This is a genomic window from Pseudomonas sp. 3MA1, from assembly GCF_029237275.1.
GTDB classification, from domain to species: domain Bacteria; phylum Pseudomonadota; class Gammaproteobacteria; order Pseudomonadales; family Pseudomonadaceae; genus Aquipseudomonas; species Aquipseudomonas fluorescens_AP.
In genome coordinates, this window is record NZ_JAACFX010000004.1 from 56,501 (window position 1) to 71,291 (window position 14,791).

13 protein-coding genes are annotated in these 14,791 nt (G+C 63.8%); 8 read left to right on the forward strand and 5 right to left on the reverse strand.

Annotated features, from left to right (window positions below; genetic code table 11):
• Nucleotides 1–36 precede the first annotated feature (36 nt).
• Both GWQ44_RS12840 and GWQ44_RS12845 read left to right on the forward strand, forming a co-directional pair.
• Nucleotides 37–330: a hypothetical protein gene (locus GWQ44_RS12840; RefSeq protein WP_016967052.1), complete on the forward strand. Its 294-nt coding sequence runs from the start codon at nt 37–39 to the stop codon at nt 328–330.
• Between the two features lie 67 nt (nt 331–397).
• Nucleotides 398–1,744 carry an MATE family efflux transporter gene (locus tag GWQ44_RS12845; protein ID WP_275927498.1) on the forward strand — a complete coding sequence of 449 codons (1,347 nt, stop codon included), beginning with the start codon at nt 398–400 and terminating at the stop codon, nt 1,742–1,744.
• Here the strand turns inward: GWQ44_RS12845 and GWQ44_RS12850 are convergent.
• The 5 genes from GWQ44_RS12850 to GWQ44_RS12870 form a co-directional block, all read right to left on the reverse strand.
• Nucleotides 1,738–2,607 (reverse strand): alpha/beta hydrolase, encoded by an 870-nt coding sequence (locus tag GWQ44_RS12850; protein WP_275927499.1) that lies wholly within the window; start codon nt 2,605–2,607, stop codon nt 1,738–1,740. The two genes, GWQ44_RS12845 and GWQ44_RS12850, sit on opposite strands and share 7 nt — an antisense overlap.
• A gap of 117 nt (nt 2,608–2,724) precedes the next feature.
• Complete coding sequence (speA, locus tag GWQ44_RS12855; protein ID WP_016968213.1) at nt 2,725–4,638, reverse strand: arginine decarboxylase; 1,914 nt, start codon at nt 4,636–4,638, stop codon at nt 2,725–2,727.
• 222 nt (nt 4,639–4,860) lie between these two features.
• Complete coding sequence (locus GWQ44_RS12860) at nt 4,861–5,232, reverse strand: translation initiation factor Sui1 (RefSeq protein WP_015634001.1); 372 nt, start codon at nt 5,230–5,232, stop codon at nt 4,861–4,863.
• A 198-nt stretch (nt 5,233–5,430) separates the two neighbouring features.
• Entirely contained in the window at nt 5,431–5,967 is a 537-nt protein-coding gene (locus GWQ44_RS12865) for an NUDIX hydrolase (RefSeq protein ID WP_047301474.1), read from the reverse strand.
• Between the two features lie 3 nt (nt 5,968–5,970).
• Nucleotides 5,971–7,038, reverse strand: coding sequence for a DUF2333 family protein (locus GWQ44_RS12870; RefSeq protein ID WP_103739510.1), 1,068 nt, complete (start codon nt 7,036–7,038; stop codon nt 5,971–5,973).
• A gap of 288 nt (nt 7,039–7,326) precedes the next feature.
• Between GWQ44_RS12870 and gcbA the strand changes: the two genes are divergently transcribed.
• From gcbA to prmA, 6 genes are all read left to right on the forward strand, one after another.
• Nucleotides 7,327–8,997: a diguanylate cyclase GcbA gene (gene gcbA / locus GWQ44_RS12875; RefSeq protein ID WP_016968215.1), complete on the forward strand. Its 1,671-nt coding sequence runs from the start codon at nt 7,327–7,329 to the stop codon at nt 8,995–8,997.
• A 53-nt stretch (nt 8,998–9,050) separates the two neighbouring features.
• Nucleotides 9,051–11,012, forward strand: coding sequence for a methyl-accepting chemotaxis protein (locus tag GWQ44_RS12880; RefSeq protein WP_275927500.1), 1,962 nt, complete (start codon nt 9,051–9,053; stop codon nt 11,010–11,012).
• A gap of 312 nt (nt 11,013–11,324) precedes the next feature.
• Nucleotides 11,325–11,777, forward strand: coding sequence for a type II 3-dehydroquinate dehydratase (aroQ, locus tag GWQ44_RS12885; protein WP_016968217.1), 453 nt, complete (start codon nt 11,325–11,327; stop codon nt 11,775–11,777).
• A gap of 48 nt (nt 11,778–11,825) precedes the next feature.
• Nucleotides 11,826–12,287 carry an acetyl-CoA carboxylase biotin carboxyl carrier protein gene (gene accB / locus GWQ44_RS12890; protein ID WP_015633997.1) on the forward strand — a complete coding sequence of 154 codons (462 nt, stop codon included), beginning with the start codon at nt 11,826–11,828 and terminating at the stop codon, nt 12,285–12,287.
• Between the two features lie 17 nt (nt 12,288–12,304).
• The gene (gene accC / locus GWQ44_RS12895; RefSeq protein ID WP_275927501.1) at nt 12,305–13,666 is read left to right on the forward strand and encodes an acetyl-CoA carboxylase biotin carboxylase subunit; all 1,362 of its coding nucleotides are present in this window, start codon (nt 12,305–12,307) and stop codon (nt 13,664–13,666) included.
• A gap of 238 nt (nt 13,667–13,904) precedes the next feature.
• Entirely contained in the window at nt 13,905–14,783 is an 879-nt protein-coding gene (gene prmA, locus GWQ44_RS12900) for a 50S ribosomal protein L11 methyltransferase (RefSeq protein ID WP_016968218.1), read from the forward strand.
• Nucleotides 14,784–14,791 lie beyond the last annotated feature (8 nt).

The window sequence follows — 14,791 nt, forward strand, 5'->3', positions numbered from 1 at the left end:
CTCAGCTCAGGCCCCTTCTTTGATCAGGACGCATCCATGCAGGTAGAAAGTTTCTTCGAATGGCTTGGCCAGGCCATAGGTTCGGTCATCCGCTTCATCGTCGACCTGCTCAGCGGGTTGTTCGGCAGCCTGACCCACGCCGGCGGCAATTTCGTCGATGGCCTGGCCCGGGCCCTGGGCATGGACACTTCGATCGTCAGCATCATCGGCCTGATCATCGGCCTGATGTTTCTCTACTGGGCGATCCGCGCCTTCATGCGCGCCTCGATCCTCCTCGGCATCATCTGGCTGGTGCTGGGCCTGTGGCTGCTGAGCTGGATCATCCACTGAGGCCGCGCTAAAACCTCGGCGCATCCTGGCGCCGGGGCTACAATGCCGGCTCTCGCAAGGAGCCCGCATGTCCCCCCTGATCACCGATTGGCGTCATCGCCCCACCCATCGCCGCGTCTGGGCCCTGGCCGCGCCGATGATCCTGTCGAATATTTCCGTGCCCCTGGTGGCCCTGGTGGACAGCGCCGTGATCGGCCACCTGCCCCATGCCCATCAACTGGGGGCGGTGGCAGTCGGCGCCAGCCTCTACACCTTCCTGGCCTGGGCCATGGGCTTCTTGCGCATGGGGGCCACGGGGTTCGCCGCCCAGGCCGCCGGCCGCGGCGACGGCGCAGCCCTGCGCCAGATCCTGCTCCAGGGGCTGCTGCTGGCCCTGGGCCTGGCACTGCTGCTGGGAGCGATCGGCGTGCCGCTGAGCGGCGCGGCCCTGCACCTGATGCAACCCTCGGCGGGCCTGGACCAGATGACCCGGGCATTTTTCCACACCCGCCTGCTGGGCCTGCCCGCGGCCCTGGCCAGCTTCGCCCTGGTGGGCTGGTTCCTCGGCACCCAGAATGCCCGGGCGCCGTTGGCCATCCTGCTGAGCACCAACCTGGTGAACATCGCCCTCAACCTGTGGTTCGTCCTCGGTCTGGACTGGGGCGTGGTGGGTTCGGCGCGGGCCTCGGTGATCGCCGAATGGACCGGCGCCCTGATCGGCCTGGCCATGACCCGGCCGGCCCTGCGCGCCTACCCGGGACAGATTGCCTGGGCCGCATTGCGCCGCTGGCGAAGCTGGCGCCCGCTGCTGGCGGTGAACCGCGACATCTTCATTCGCAGCCTGGCCCTGCAATCGGTGTTTTTCCTGATCACCGTACAAGGCGCGCGCCTCGGGGATGCCACGGTGGCGGCCAATGCCCTGCTGCTCAATGGCCTATTGCTCACCGCACACGCCCTGGACGGTCTGGCCCACGCGGTGGAGGCCCTGTGCGGCCACGCCATCGGCGCCCATGACCGCCGGGCCCTGCGTCGTTCGCTGGTGGTGGCCGGTGGCTGGTCATTGCTGGCCAGCTTGGGATTCGCGCTGATGTTCTTGCTAGCTGGTCACCTGTTCATCGAGATGCAGACCGACATTGCCGAAGTCCGCCAGACCGCCTTCACCTACCTGCCCTACCTTGCCGTACTGCCCCTGATCGCGGTCTGGAGCTACCTGCTCGATGGCTTGTTCATCGGCGCCACCCGGGCCCGGGAAATGCGCAACGGCATGCTCCTCACCGTGCTCCTGCTGCTGCCCTTTGCCTGGGCCCTGCAAGGCTTTGGCAACCACGGCCTGTGGCTGAGTTTCTTATTGTTCATGCTCTTGCGCAGCCTGACCCTGGGCGCCTTCGCCTGGCAGCTGGAGCGGCGCGACGCCTGGTTTTCCGGGGCTCACTGAGTCGACTCGACAAAGCCGCTGACCCGATCCAGTACCGGCGCCAGCCCGCGCAGGGGGCGGGACAGGGCGGCCACCAGGGTGGCGTGATTGGTGCGGGAAAAATAAAACTCCTGCACCGGCACACCCGCCGCGCGCAGTTTGTTGGCCAGGCCACCGGTATTGCGCTGCGGGTTGACCAGCGAATCCTGGTTGGAAGCGATCAACAGCGCTGGCGGCGCGCCCTGGCTGACGTGATTGATCGGCTGCGAATCCGGCGGCGAATCGGGGTAGAAAAACACCGGACGCACCTCCAGGTTGCGAATGGGAAGAAAGTCATAGGGCCCGGCCAGGCCGATCCAGCCCTTGATGATTTGCGGCGTCAGCCCGACCTCTCCCAGAAAGCGCGGATCCAGCGCCAACATCGCGGCGTTGTAGGCCCCGGAGCTGTGCCCCATCAGGAACAGGCGCTGAGGATCGGCGCCAAAGCCGCCGATGTGCTCATGGGTCCAGGCCACGGCGCGGGCCGCGTCCTCCAGAAAGGCCGGGTAACGCACCTGTGGATAAAGCCGGTAGTCCGCCAGCACCACCACCATGCCCCGGGAGGCCAGGGCCTCGCCGACAAAGTCGTAGTCCGCGCGCGAGCCACTGTTCCAACTGCCACCGTAGAAGAACACCACCACCGGAGCCCCCGCAGCCGCCTGCCGCGGCTGATAGACATCGAGCTTCTGCCGCGGATCGCTGCCGTAGGCAATGTCCGGGGTCTTGATGAAGGTGCTGCCGGGGGTCAGGGAGTTGAGCAGCTTGAGCGGCGAACAGGCCGCCAGCACGCTGATCAACAACCCGCCGAACAACAGCCGCCAGGTGCCGCGTATTGCATTGCTCATCGCTCCTCCCGTCTGCCTTGCGCTTTGCACAGCTGTGTTCAGGCTAGCTGCAAAGGCTGTAGCGGGGACAAAAAAAACCCACCGCATGCGGTGGGTTTTCAAGGCTTGCGCCGAGCGTCAGGACGACAGGTAGGACGAACGGGTCAGGCCCAGGCGCAATGCGTCGAGGAACTGGGTGCGCTCGGCGCTGCTGATCTTGGCGCTGGCCACCTTGTCGCGGTAGTGAGTCATCAACTCCTCCGGCGACAAGTGCACGTAGCGCAGCATGTCTTCGATGGTGTCGTGAGTCTCGATCCCTGCGTGGTACACGCTGCCGTTAGGCCGCTGGTAGATATTCACCGAGTCGGTATCGCCGAACAGGTTGTGCATGTCGCCGAGGATTTCCTGGTAGGCGCCCACCAGGAAGATCCCCAGCAGGTAGTCCTCGCCCTCGTTGAGGCCGTGCACCGGCAAGCTGGTCTCGATGCTCTGCTCGTCGACGTACTGCTTGATCTTACCGTCGGAGTCGCAGGTCAGGTCCTGCAGCACCGCGCGACGCAGCGGCTCTTCATCCAGACGGTGCAGCGGCAGGATCGGCAGCACCTGGCCGATGGCCCAGGTGTCCGGCAGGCTCTGGAACACCGAGAAGTTGCAGATGTACTTGTCCGCCAACTTGTCGTTGAGTTCGTCCAGCACCTGGCGGTGGGAACGCTGGCGCGCCTTGAGCGAGTTGTGCAGGCGACGGCACACGGCGAAGTAGCACTGCTCGGCCAGGGCTTTTTCGGCCAGGGTCAGCTTGCCGTCGGCGTACTGGGCGGCGACGTCACTCATGTAGTGCGTGGCGCGCCAGTAGGTTTCGGTGACCATCTCGATGTCGGTCGGACCCAGCAGGTCCACCAGCCATTGCACGGTTTCCGGCAGCTCTTCCTTGTTGTCGATCTTCGGCACGTCGTCGTTGTGCTTCTCGACGTCGGTGACCTGCACCACCAGCATGGCGTGGTGGGCGGTCAGGGAACGGCCGCTCTCGGAGAAGATGTGCGGGTGCGGCAGGTTCTGCGCGTCGCAGAACTCCTTGAGCATGCCCACCACCACGCCGGCGTAGTCGTCCATGTCGTAGTTGATCGAACTGGCGTTGCGCGAGTGGGTGCCGTCGTAGTCCACGCCCAGGCCGCCGCCGACGTCGATGTGATCCACCGGCAGGCCGAGGTTGCGCAGTTCGCCGTAGTAGCGGATGGCTTCCTTGAAGCCGTGCTGGTAGTCCGCCAGGTTGGCGATCTGCGAGCCCATGTGGAAGTGCAGCAGGCGGATGCCCTGGTCCAGGCCGGCAGCGCGGAAACGCTCCACCACCGAGAGCAGCTGCGCCGCCGACAGGCCGAACTTGGACTTCTCGCCACCGGTGTCGGCCCACTTGCTCGACGCCAGGGACGACAGGCGCACCCGCAGGCCGACCTGTGGCTTGACCTTGAGGGAGGCCGCTTCCTCGATCACCAGGCCCACTTCGGACTCTTTCTCGATGACGATGAACACGTTGTGGCCGAGCTTCTGGCCCATCAGCGCCAGGCGGATGAACTCACGGTCCTTGTAGCCGTTGCAGACGATGGTGCCGCCTTTGGGCGCCAGGGCCAGGACTGCCAGCAGCTCCGGCTTGGAGCCGGCTTCCAGGCCGATGGAGACGTTCTGGGTGGCGATGATGTTCTCGATCACCGCTTCCTGCTGGTTGACCTTGATCGGGTACAGCGCGGTGTACTTGCTCTGGTATTCCAGGCGCGCGATGTTGGCGTCGAAAGCGCCGGTCAGCTGACGCACGCGGTCCTGGAGAATGTCCGGAAAACGCACCAGCAACGGCAAAGACAAACCGCTCTTGCGCAGCTCCTCGACCTGCTCGAACAGATCGATGGGCAAACTGCTCGGGCCGTTCGGGCGAACTTCGACGCGACCGGCGTCATTGATCGCGAAATACCCGGCCCCCCAATGGCGAATCCCGTAGACACTGCGGCTGTCCGCAACGGTCCATTGGCTGCCATCGTCTTTACGTGTGCGTCGTACGGACATCGAAGTCCCCTATAAAGAAGTCATAGAGCGCCGCCCCAATCCGGGGTCGGCGCAGTCTAAAGAATGAAAATGACGATTAGCCTGCAAGCGCAATAGACCGCGCCTGCCGTGCTGAGTTTAGAAACCGTTCATGAACAGGCTCTGTGAAAACCATGGGAGACGGCGCCGCGTCCTGAGCCAATCAAGACAGGGTCGAGTCAGAGGTGGTTTTCACAGAGGCTGCTAGCCGCCGGACTTCTTCGCCTTGAAACCGTGCTTGACCAGTTCGGCCAAGAGTAGCTCGACATGGTCGCCCTGGATTTCAATGACGCCGTCTTTCAGCGCGCCACCGGTGCCACAGCGCTTCTTCAACGTGGTGGCAAGTTCCTTGAGGGCGTCTTCGGCCAGGGGCACGCCGGTGATGGTGGTCACCGTCTTGCCGCCACGGCCCTTGCTTTCGCGACGCACGCGAGCAATGCCGTCGCCGGCCGGAATCACGGTTTGTTTGCAGATACAGGCGGCCACCGGCTGGCTACAGTCCGGGCAATGTCGACCTGCGTCGGTGGAAAACACGAGGCCACCAAGGGCGGCGAAGGATGCGGCTTTTTTGGCCACCGGCAATCCTCTTGGGAGGACAAAGACTGGTCGAAGCACATGGCGGTGCCATCGACCGCGAAGCCCCACTCAGGCAGGGGCAGCGCTACTGGGCCGGCGCGCTTGCAACAAGCGCCGCCGGTTCAGCTTGAAAAGTCGCGCAGTGTAACGGCAAAAAGCCCGGTTGCTAAGAGCCAATCAGCGTCAATTTATGCAACTTTAACGACGTCGCGCCAGATAGCGTTGCAAGGCGGCCAGGGAGTCCGGGCAATAGGGCTTTTCATGGATTTCCCGCAGTACCTGGTCCAGGGGAATGAAGCGCGCTTCGAGGACTTCTTCGGGCTGCAGGCGCAGCGGACCGTCCCAGACTGCGGAGAAGGCCGAACACCAGAGACGGTTGCCGGTGTCTTCGAAGAAAAAGTGATCGTGGGCGGTCAACTCGACCCCGCTTACCCCCAGTTCCTCTTCCAGTTCTCGGGCGGCGGACTCGGCGTAGCTTTCCGTCGCCAGGACCATGCCGCCGGCGGCGACATCCCAATAACCCGGGTAGATGGCCTTGCTCAGGGTGCGCCGGTGCACGCACAGCTCACCGGCGGAGTTGAACAGCATGATGTAAGTGCCACGGCCAATCAGGCCACGCTCGCGCAGCTCGGAACGGACCATGGCACCCAGCAGCTGGTCTTCGCCATCGACCCAGGCAATTTCTTCAGCATCGGAGGCTGCGCGGTGCGCGGCCTCTTTGTCGGTTGCGACCATGGATCAGCCTTGATTGAGCAGTTGACGCAAGTCGATGACCGCCGCGTTGGCCCGGGAAATATAGTTGGCCATCACCAGCGAGTGGTTGGCCAGAATGCCAAAGCCGCTGCCGTTGAGGATCATCGGGCTCCAGACCGGCTCCTGGGAGGCCTCCAGTTCACGGATGATCTGGCGCACGCTGACGGTGGCGTTCTTCTTCGCCAGCACGTCGGCAAAGTCCACTTCGATGGCGCGCAGCAGGTGGGACAGGGCCCAGGCCTGGCCACGGGCTTCGTAGAACACGTTGTCGATCTGCATCCACGGCGTTTCCTCCAGCTCTTCGTCCACTTGCGGCACCTGGCCGGGGGCGAGCACTTCGGTTTTCAACGCGGTGTTGAGTTTGACCCGGCCAACACTGGCCGACAGGCGCTGAGACAGCGAACCCAGGCGCGTGCCGACATCACCCAGCCAGTTGTTCAAGTTGTCGGCACGGGCATAGAACTGTGCGGTCTTCTGGTTCGGATCGGACAGACGCGCCTGGTAGCGGCTCAGGGAGTTGATGCCTTCCTGGTACTCCGACTCGCTGGAGGGCAGGATCCAGCTCTTGTTGTCGAAGTTAAAGCGCGGCTCGGCCTTGGCCAGGTCAGCGTCTTCAGCGGACTGGGACTGGGAACGGGCGAAGTCCTTGCGCAGTGCGCGGGTCAGGTCGCGGACCTGGACCAGCACGCCGTATTCCCAGCTCGGCATGTTGTCCATCCACAGACCCGGTGGAAAACGGTCGTTGGAGATATAGCCACCCGGTTTGTCGAGCAAGGTGCTGGCCACGGTCTTCAGGGTTTCCACGGTGGTGTAGCCCACCACCATCTGCCGGCCTTCTTTCTCGGCGGCGATCTGGGCGTTCTGCTGGACCGGAAACAGCGCCGGTTCCTGGCTCCAGTACCAACCCAGGCCACCGGTCACCAGCAAGTACAGGCCCAGCAAGGTGGCCAGGGCGCGACTGAACAGCAGGCCACCAAAATAGCTGCGTGTCGCCGACTTGGGTTGGGCAGCACGATCCGGCGCGCTGCCTGCGCGATTCTTCCAATCCAGCATGGCTATGTCCTTTCAATCACTTGGGTTCATCGGTTCGACCACAACCCTACTCCATCGTGCCTTGCCTTGACGGGATAAATCTTCCGGCAAATGCGCGTCGCGCAATGATTGCGAATCGGGCGATCACTATAAATGAAGCACCGGCCAGAACCTATGCGACCAGTCGGTCAGGAACTGAATTGCGTCGCCTTGCACATTATTGACGCACGACACTCATGGGACGCAAAAGTGGTGCTAGCATAGAGCCACCAGTCGATCTCAGCATGCACCCTAACTAGTAGTCAGGATATGACCGAGCCAGAAGACCCCAGCCGTGAGCGCCTCAAGCACCACTTTGCCCAGCGGGTAATTCATCAGGCACGTCAGATTCTTGAGATATGGCAGCGTCTGCAACGCAGCGAATGGTCCACCAGCGACATGTCCGAATTGTGCGAGGCCAACCTGCGCCTGCTGCGCTTCGCCGAACGTTTCGAACAACCCGAACACACTCAGCTGGCCCGCAGCATCAGCCAGTCCCTGGAGGCGGTGGATGCCAATCGCGGGCGCCTGAGCAGCACCCTGATCACCGATCTCAACCGCCTGATGCAGCGCCTGTCGCGCACCGGCCTGCGTCACGGCGACCAACTGGAACAGACCTTCCTGCCGCCCTTGCGCAAGCCGATCTACGTGATGCTGCAGGACCACGACCGCGCCGAACGCCTGGCCAAGCAGCTGGAATTCTTCGGCCTCAGCGCCCAGTCCCTGGACAGCATTGCGGCCTTTCGCTCGTCCATGGTCGAGCGCCTGCCGGCGGCCATCGTCATAGACGTCGACTTCTGCGGCCCCGGCATGGGCCTGACCCTGGCCGCCGAGGCCCAGGTCGGCCTGGAGCAGAAACTGCCGCTGCTGTTCTTCAGCCTGCATGAAACCGATACCCCGACCCGCCTGGCCGCCGTGCGCGCCGGTGGCCAGGAGTTCCTCACCGGCACCCTGGAAGCCTCCAGCCTGCTGGAAAAGATCGAGGTGCTGACCTGCGTCGCCCAGTACGAGCCCTATAAAGTGCTGATCATCGACGACTCCCGGGCCCAGGCGCTGCACACCGAGCGCCTGCTCAACAGCGCCGGGATCGTCACCCGCACCCTGATCGAGCCGATCCAGGCCATGGCCGAGCTGGCGGACTTCCAGCCGGACCTGATCATCCTCGACATGTACATGCCGGCCTGCACCGGCACCGAGCTGGCCAAGGTGATCCGCCACAACGACCGCTACGTCAGCGTGCCGATCATCTACCTGTCCGCCGAGGACGACCTGGACAAGCAGCTGGACGCCATGAGCGAAGGCGGCGACGACTTCCTGACCAAGCCGATCAAGCCGCGGCACCTGATCACCACCGTGCGCAACCGCGCGGCACGGGCGCGCAACCTCAAGGCGCGGATGGTCCGCGACAGCCTCACCGGCCTGTACAACCACACCCATATCCTGCAATTGCTGGAAGACTGCAGCTTCCGCGCCCGCCGCGAGGGCAAGCCGCTGAGTTTCGCCATGCTCGACATCGACCACTTCAAGCGGGTCAACGACAGCCACGGCCACCCCATGGGCGACCGGGTGATCAAGAGCCTGGCGCTGTTTCTCAAGCAGCGCCTGCGCAAGACCGACTTCATCGGCCGCTACGGTGGCGAAGAATTTGCCATTGTCATGCCCGACACCGACCAGGAATCGGCGTGCAAGGTGCTGGACGAAATCCGCCAGCGCTTCGCCGAGATCCACTACCCGGCCCAGCCCCAGGACCTGTGGTGCACCTTCAGCGCCGGGGTGGTGGAAATGCAGGAAGACTCCGACAGCCTGATGATGGCCAGCCAGGCAGACGAAGCCCTGTACCGCGCCAAGCATGGCGGCCGCAACCGGGTACAGGCCGCGCGCCAATCAAGTCAAAGTGCCACCTTTTCATCCGAATCCACCGATTCGGTCATAACCTTGTAATACAAACGCAATAAATTCAGGCGCTTACCATTTTCGCCGTTGGTAGAGCCCCGATGCGCCTGAAGCTGCTGACCAATCTCAATACCTTGCTGCTGGTTGCCGTTTGCCTCGCCCTGGGGGCAACGCTGTGGTGGTCGCAACGCGCCCTGGAACGCCCCTATCTATTGATGGAGCGTTACTTGGGGCTGTCCCAGCAGTTTCAGAATCAAGTGGCGCGCAATGTCGAAGACTATCTGGCCAGCGGCGATGCCCTGCGCCTGAGCAGCGCGACCCAGGCCCTGGAAACCCTGCAAGGCGAGCTCGGCGAACTGCCGCCGGCGCTGGCACAAAGCCTGCGCCCGAGCCTGGCCAGCCTCGACGCCTTCAGCAAGAGCGACCTGCTGGCAGCCGGCAAGCTGGCAGGCGACCCCCAGGCGCTGCTGTTGCAGGCCGAGCGCGAACTGGGCGCCAACCTGGAGCAGCTCAGCCAGTACGCCAGCGGAACCAGGAACCCGGACGCGGCCCCTTACCTGCCGCTATTGCTCACCGCCTCGCAGCACCTGGGCAAACTGTCCCTGGCCCGCGACAAGCTGGTGAGCAGCGGCCGCAGTGAACTGGCCGCTGATGTCGAACGCGAACTGAACAACATCCGCGCCCAGGCCGATCAGCTTGAAGCCCTGCCTTTATTGGGCGTGGCTGCCAGCAGTGAGTCCGGCACCGATGATTTCGCCGCCATGATGGGCCTGGAAAACACTCAGAAAGCCGCCACCGAAGACGCCGGTATCAGCCTCAAGCGCGAACTCAACAGCCTGCTCAACCGCTACCCGGCGGAACTCAAGCGCACCCGCGAGCAGATCCAGCAACGCGCCGACCTCGCCGCCGCCACCCTGCTGAAAATCACCGCCGTGCGCCAGGCCATTGCCGAGCTGGAACCGGCGGTACGGGCCCAGCACGGGCAGATCCAGGGCGAAGTGCGCCTGATGCAGGGGCTGATGATCGGCTTGATCCTGCTGATCGCCCTGGTCATCGACACCTTGCAGCGCAAGCTGGCCCGGGTCCTGACCAACCTCGCCCCGGCGCTGTCGACCTGGGCCGAAGGCGATTTCAGCCAGCCGATCCAACTGGGCAAGACCAACCACGAACTGCACGCCATCGAAGAGTCCCTGAACCGTCTGCGCGCCTATCTGGTGGACCTGGTGGGCACCATTCGCCAGAACGCCGAGCAAGTGGTGGGCAGCAGCCGCGCCCTGGCCGACCTCAGCAGCGGCCTGCACAGCGGGGCCGAACGCCAGGCCGGCGACACCGCGCAGATTCGCGATGCCTTGGGCGAATTGGAAGCCACCATCCAGCAGGTCGCCGGCGATGCCAGCCAGGCCGCCGATGCCAGCAGCAGTGCCGGGCTGGCGGTGCAGCAAGGGCAGAAAGTCATCGGCCTGAGCCTGACCGGGCTGCATGCGCTAGTAGGGGAAGTCCAGGGCAACGCGCAGATGATCGAACACCTGGCCCAGGAATCGGCCACCATCGGCGGCGTGCTGACGGTGATCCGTTCCATCGCCGACCAGACCAACCTGCTGGCCCTCAACGCCGCTATCGAAGCCGCCCGCGCCGGGGAAATGGGCCGCGGCTTTGCCGTGGTCGCCGAGGAAGTGCGCTCCCTGGCCCTGCGCACCGCCGGCGCCACGGCGGAGATCCAGACCCTGATCGCAGGCCTGCAAAGCGCCGCGCAGCAATCGGTTCAAGGCATGCGTGCCCAGGTGGAACACGCTGAAGCCACCGCCAGTCAGGCCCAGGCCGCCGACGGCGCGCTGGATGAAATCGTCGGGGCGATCCAGACCATCGCCGACACCGCAGTGCGCATCGCCGATGTCACCGCTCAACAAAGCGGCGCGGTCAGCGAGATTCGCGACCACAGCGAACGCATTCACCAACTGGGCGGCGACAACCTGCTGCGCATCGGCGAAGGCCGGGCCCAGGGCGAGAACCTGCTGGACCTGGGCGGGCAATTGCATACCGCGGTGCAGGCCTTCCGCGTCTGAGGCCGCCTGGCCGCCCAGCGTCGCAGCCCATCGGGGCAAGTCCGCTCGGCCCTGCCCAGGGGATCGCCGCGCCGCAGGGCGCAAAACCGCAGCGACCGGCAGCCCTTTTCAGCGCAACAGCGGCGAAATCGACGCCAGGCACATCAGTGCTCCCTGGTTGCGGGCAAATGACCGGATTTAATCAGTCGGTCACATATTTTGCGCAAACATCGGTCATCGTGCTGGCTATTGCCGAGAACTGGACAGTCATAAAGTCTTTCCGGCATAGTCGCCGGGTTCTGACAACAGCCCCCCGATAACAAGGAACGACCGATGGCCACCCTACTGGTGCTTCACGGCCCCAACCTGAACCTGCTCGGCACCCGTGAACCCGGGGTCTACGGTGCAACCACCCTGGCCCAGATCAATCAGGATCTGGAGCAGCGGGCCCGTGATGCCGGGCACCATCTGCAGTACCTGCAGAGCAATGCCGAGTACGAATTGATCGAGCGCATCCATGCCGCCCGCGATGAAGGCGTGGACTTCATTTTGATCAATCCAGCAGCTTTTACGCATACAAGCGTCGCATTACGTGACGCGCTGCTGGCGGTGAGCATCCCATTCATCGAAGTGCATTTGTCCAACGTGTACAAACGCGAACCTTTCCGCCATCACTCCTACTTCTCCGATGTTGCGGTGGGAGTGATCTGCGGCCTTGGCGCCAGCGGTTACCGACTGGCCCTGGAGGCCGCCCTAGAACAGCTTGAACGCCAGGCAAAAGCTTGAACGACAAGCGATAAACGCCCCTGACCGACCCTTGGGAGTTGATGATTCATGGATATCCGTAAAGTTAAGAAACTGATCGAACTGCTGGAAGAGTCCGGCATCGATGAGCTGGAGATCAAGGAAGGCGAAGAGTCCGTGCGCATCAGCCGCCACAGCAAGACTCCAGCCCAGCAGTACTACGCACCGGCTCCGGTTGCCGCTCCAGTAGCTGCTCCTGCCGCTGCCGCACCGGCCGCCGCCGCTGCTCCTGCCGCCCCCGCCGCACCGGCGCTGAACGGCACCGTGGCCCGTTCGCCAATGGTCGGTACTTTCTACCGCAAATCTTCGCCTACCTCGCCAGCCTTCGTTGAAGTCGGCCAGAGCGTGAAGAAAGGCGACACCCTGTGCATCGTCGAAGCGATGAAGATGATGAACCACATCGAAGCTGAAACCAGCGGTGTGATCGAATCCATTCTTGTCGAAGACGGCCAGCCGGTTGAGTACGACCAACCGCTGTTCACCATCGTTTGAACCGCGGAGAGTCTTTGATGTTGAAGCCTGCGAAGTTGGAAAAAGTCCTGATCGCCAACCGCGGCGAAATCGCCCTGCGGATCCTGCGTGCCTGCAAGGAAATGGGGATCAAGACCGTCGCCGTCTACTCCAAGGCCGACAAGGAGCTGATGCACCTGGGCCTGGCGGACGAATCCGTTTGCATCGGGCCTGCGCAAGCCGCGCAGTCCTACCTGCACATCCCGGCCATCATCGCGGCCGCTGAAGTCACTGGCGCTACGGCGATCCACCCTGGCTACGGCTTCCTGGCGGAAAACGCCGACTTCGCCGAACAGGTGGAAAACTCCGGCTTCGCCTTCATCGGCCCGAAAGCCGAAACCATCCGCCTGATGGGCGACAAGGTTTCCGCCAAGCACGCCATGATCGCGGCCGGTGTTCCGACGGTTCCAGGTTCCGACGGCCCACTGCCGGAAGACGAGGAAACCGCCCTGCGCATTGGCCGTGAAGTCGGCTACCCGGTGATCATCAAGGCCGCTGGCGGCGGCGGTGGTCGCGGCATGCGCGTGGTGCACAAGGAAGAAGACCTGATCGCCTCGGCCAAGCTGACCCGCTCCGAAGCCGGCGCGGCGTTTGGCAACCCGATGGTCTACCTGGAGAAGTTCCTGACCAACCCACGTCACGTGGAAGTCCAGGTACTGTCCGACGGCCAGGGCAACGCCATCCACCTGGGCGACCGCGACTGCTCGCTGCAGCGCCGGCACCAGAAGGTCCTCGAAGAAGCGCCGGCACCGGGCATCGACGAGACCGCGCGCCAGGAAGTCTTCGCCCGCTGCGTCAAGGCCTGTATCGACATCGGCTACCGTGGTGCCGGTACGTTCGAGTTCCTGTACGAGAACGGTCGTTTCTACTTCATCGAGATGAACACTCGCGTGCAGGTAGAGCACCCGGTATCGGAAATGGTCACCGGTATCGACATCGTCAAGGAGATGCTCAGCATCGCCGCCGGCAATAAGCTGTCGTTCACCCAGGATGACGTGGTCATCCGCGGTCACGCGCTGGAATGCCGGATCAACGCCGAAGACCCGAAAACCTTCATGCCAAGCCCAGGCACGGTCAAGCATTTCCATGCCCCGGGCGGCAACGGCGTGCGCGTCGACTCGCACCTGTACAGCGGTTACGCGGTTCCACCGAACTACGATTCGTTGATCGGCAAGCTGATCACCTACGGGACCACCCGTGACGAAGCCATGGCGCGCATGCGCAATGCGCTGGACGAAATCGTCGTCGACGGGATCAAGACCAACATCCCGCTGCACCGCGACCTGACCCGTGACGAAGGCTTCTGCAAAGGGGGCGTGAACATTCACTACCTCGAGCACAAGCTGGCCGAGCAACACTGATCGGCACCCGCCACACCGACAAGGCCGCTTTCGAGCGGCCTTGTCGTATCTGTCGTTCCCTCCTCCACCCTGTAGGAGCGAGCTTGCTCGCGAACCGCGCAGCGGCCATTGCCCGATCAACCGCCATCGCGACCAAGAACCCGGCGTCCCCCTCGCTCCTGCGGGGCGTCTCGCGTAAACTTGCGCGCTTCTCGCGGCCCGCTAGGCTGCACATCACATATTTTCAAAGGTGCCCGCCATGCCTTGGCTGCAAGTCCGTCTCGCCATCAGCCCAGAACAAGCCGAAACCTATGAAGACGCTTTTCTTGAAGTCGGTGCCGTTTCGGTCACCTTCATGGACGCCGAGGATCAGCCGATCTTCGAACCCGAACTGAACACCACCCCATTGTGGTCCCACACCCACCTGCTGGCCCTGTTCGAAGGCGGCACCGAAGCCGCCAGCGTGCTCGCTCACCTGGAACTGCTGACCGGCAGCCCGTTGCCCGAGCATCACAGCGAAGTCATCGAAGACCAGGACTGGGAGCGCAGCTGGATGGACAACTTCCAGCCGATGCGCTTCGGCCAGCGCCTGTGGATCGTCCCCAGCTGGCACGCCGCGCCGGAGCCGGATGCGGTCAACCTGCTGCTCGACCCGGGCCTGGCGTTCGGCACCGGCACCCACCCGACCACCGCCCTGTGCCTGGAGTGGCTGGACAGCCAGGACCTCAAGGACTGCAACGTGCTGGACTTCGGCTGCGGCTCGGGAATCCTCGCCATCGCCGCCCTGTTGCTGGGCGCCAAGCAAGCGGTCGGCACCGACATCGACGTGCAGGCCCTGGAAGCCTCCCGGGACAACGCCGGGCGCAACGGGATTGCCGACGAACTGTTCCCGCTGTACCTGCCCGAGCAATTGCCGCAGGTCCAGGCCGACGTGCTGGTGGCCAACATCCTGGCCGGCCCGCTGGTGGCACTGGCGCCGCAACTGTCGGGCCTGGTCAAGTCCGGCGGGCGCCTGGCGCTCTCCGGCATCCTCGCCGAGCAAGGTGAAGAAGTGGCCGCGGCCTATGCCCAGGACTTCGATCTGGATCCGATAGCCACCCTCGATGGCTGGGTGCGCATCACCGGCCGTCGGCGCTAGAATGGCCG

What these genes read in the sequence shown, in the direction of transcription:
- GWQ44_RS12845 (WP_275927498.1), top strand. Translation starts at nt 398, where the DNA reads ATGTCCCCCCTGATCACCGATTGGCGTCATCGCCCCACCCATCGCCGC.
- GWQ44_RS12850 (WP_275927499.1), bottom strand. Translation starts at nt 2,607, where the DNA reads ATGAGCAATGCAATACGCGGCACCTGGCGGCTGTTGTTCGGCGGGTTG.
- accB (WP_015633997.1), top strand. Translation starts at nt 11,826, where the DNA reads ATGGATATCCGTAAAGTTAAGAAACTGATCGAACTGCTGGAAGAGTCC.
- accC (WP_275927501.1), top strand. Translation starts at nt 12,305, where the DNA reads ATGTTGAAGCCTGCGAAGTTGGAAAAAGTCCTGATCGCCAACCGCGGC.
- prmA (WP_016968218.1), top strand. Translation starts at nt 13,905, where the DNA reads ATGCCTTGGCTGCAAGTCCGTCTCGCCATCAGCCCAGAACAAGCCGAA.
- gcbA (WP_016968215.1), top strand. Translation starts at nt 7,327, where the DNA reads ATGACCGAGCCAGAAGACCCCAGCCGTGAGCGCCTCAAGCACCACTTT.
- speA (WP_016968213.1), bottom strand. Translation starts at nt 4,638, where the DNA reads ATGTCCGTACGACGCACACGTAAAGACGATGGCAGCCAATGGACCGTT.
- aroQ (WP_016968217.1), top strand. Translation starts at nt 11,325, where the DNA reads ATGGCCACCCTACTGGTGCTTCACGGCCCCAACCTGAACCTGCTCGGC.
- GWQ44_RS12870 (WP_103739510.1), bottom strand. Translation starts at nt 7,038, where the DNA reads ATGCTGGATTGGAAGAATCGCGCAGGCAGCGCGCCGGATCGTGCTGCC.
- GWQ44_RS12880 (WP_275927500.1), top strand. Translation starts at nt 9,051, where the DNA reads ATGCGCCTGAAGCTGCTGACCAATCTCAATACCTTGCTGCTGGTTGCC.
- GWQ44_RS12865 (WP_047301474.1), bottom strand. Translation starts at nt 5,967, where the DNA reads ATGGTCGCAACCGACAAAGAGGCCGCGCACCGCGCAGCCTCCGATGCT.
- GWQ44_RS12840 (WP_016967052.1), top strand. Translation starts at nt 37, where the DNA reads ATGCAGGTAGAAAGTTTCTTCGAATGGCTTGGCCAGGCCATAGGTTCG.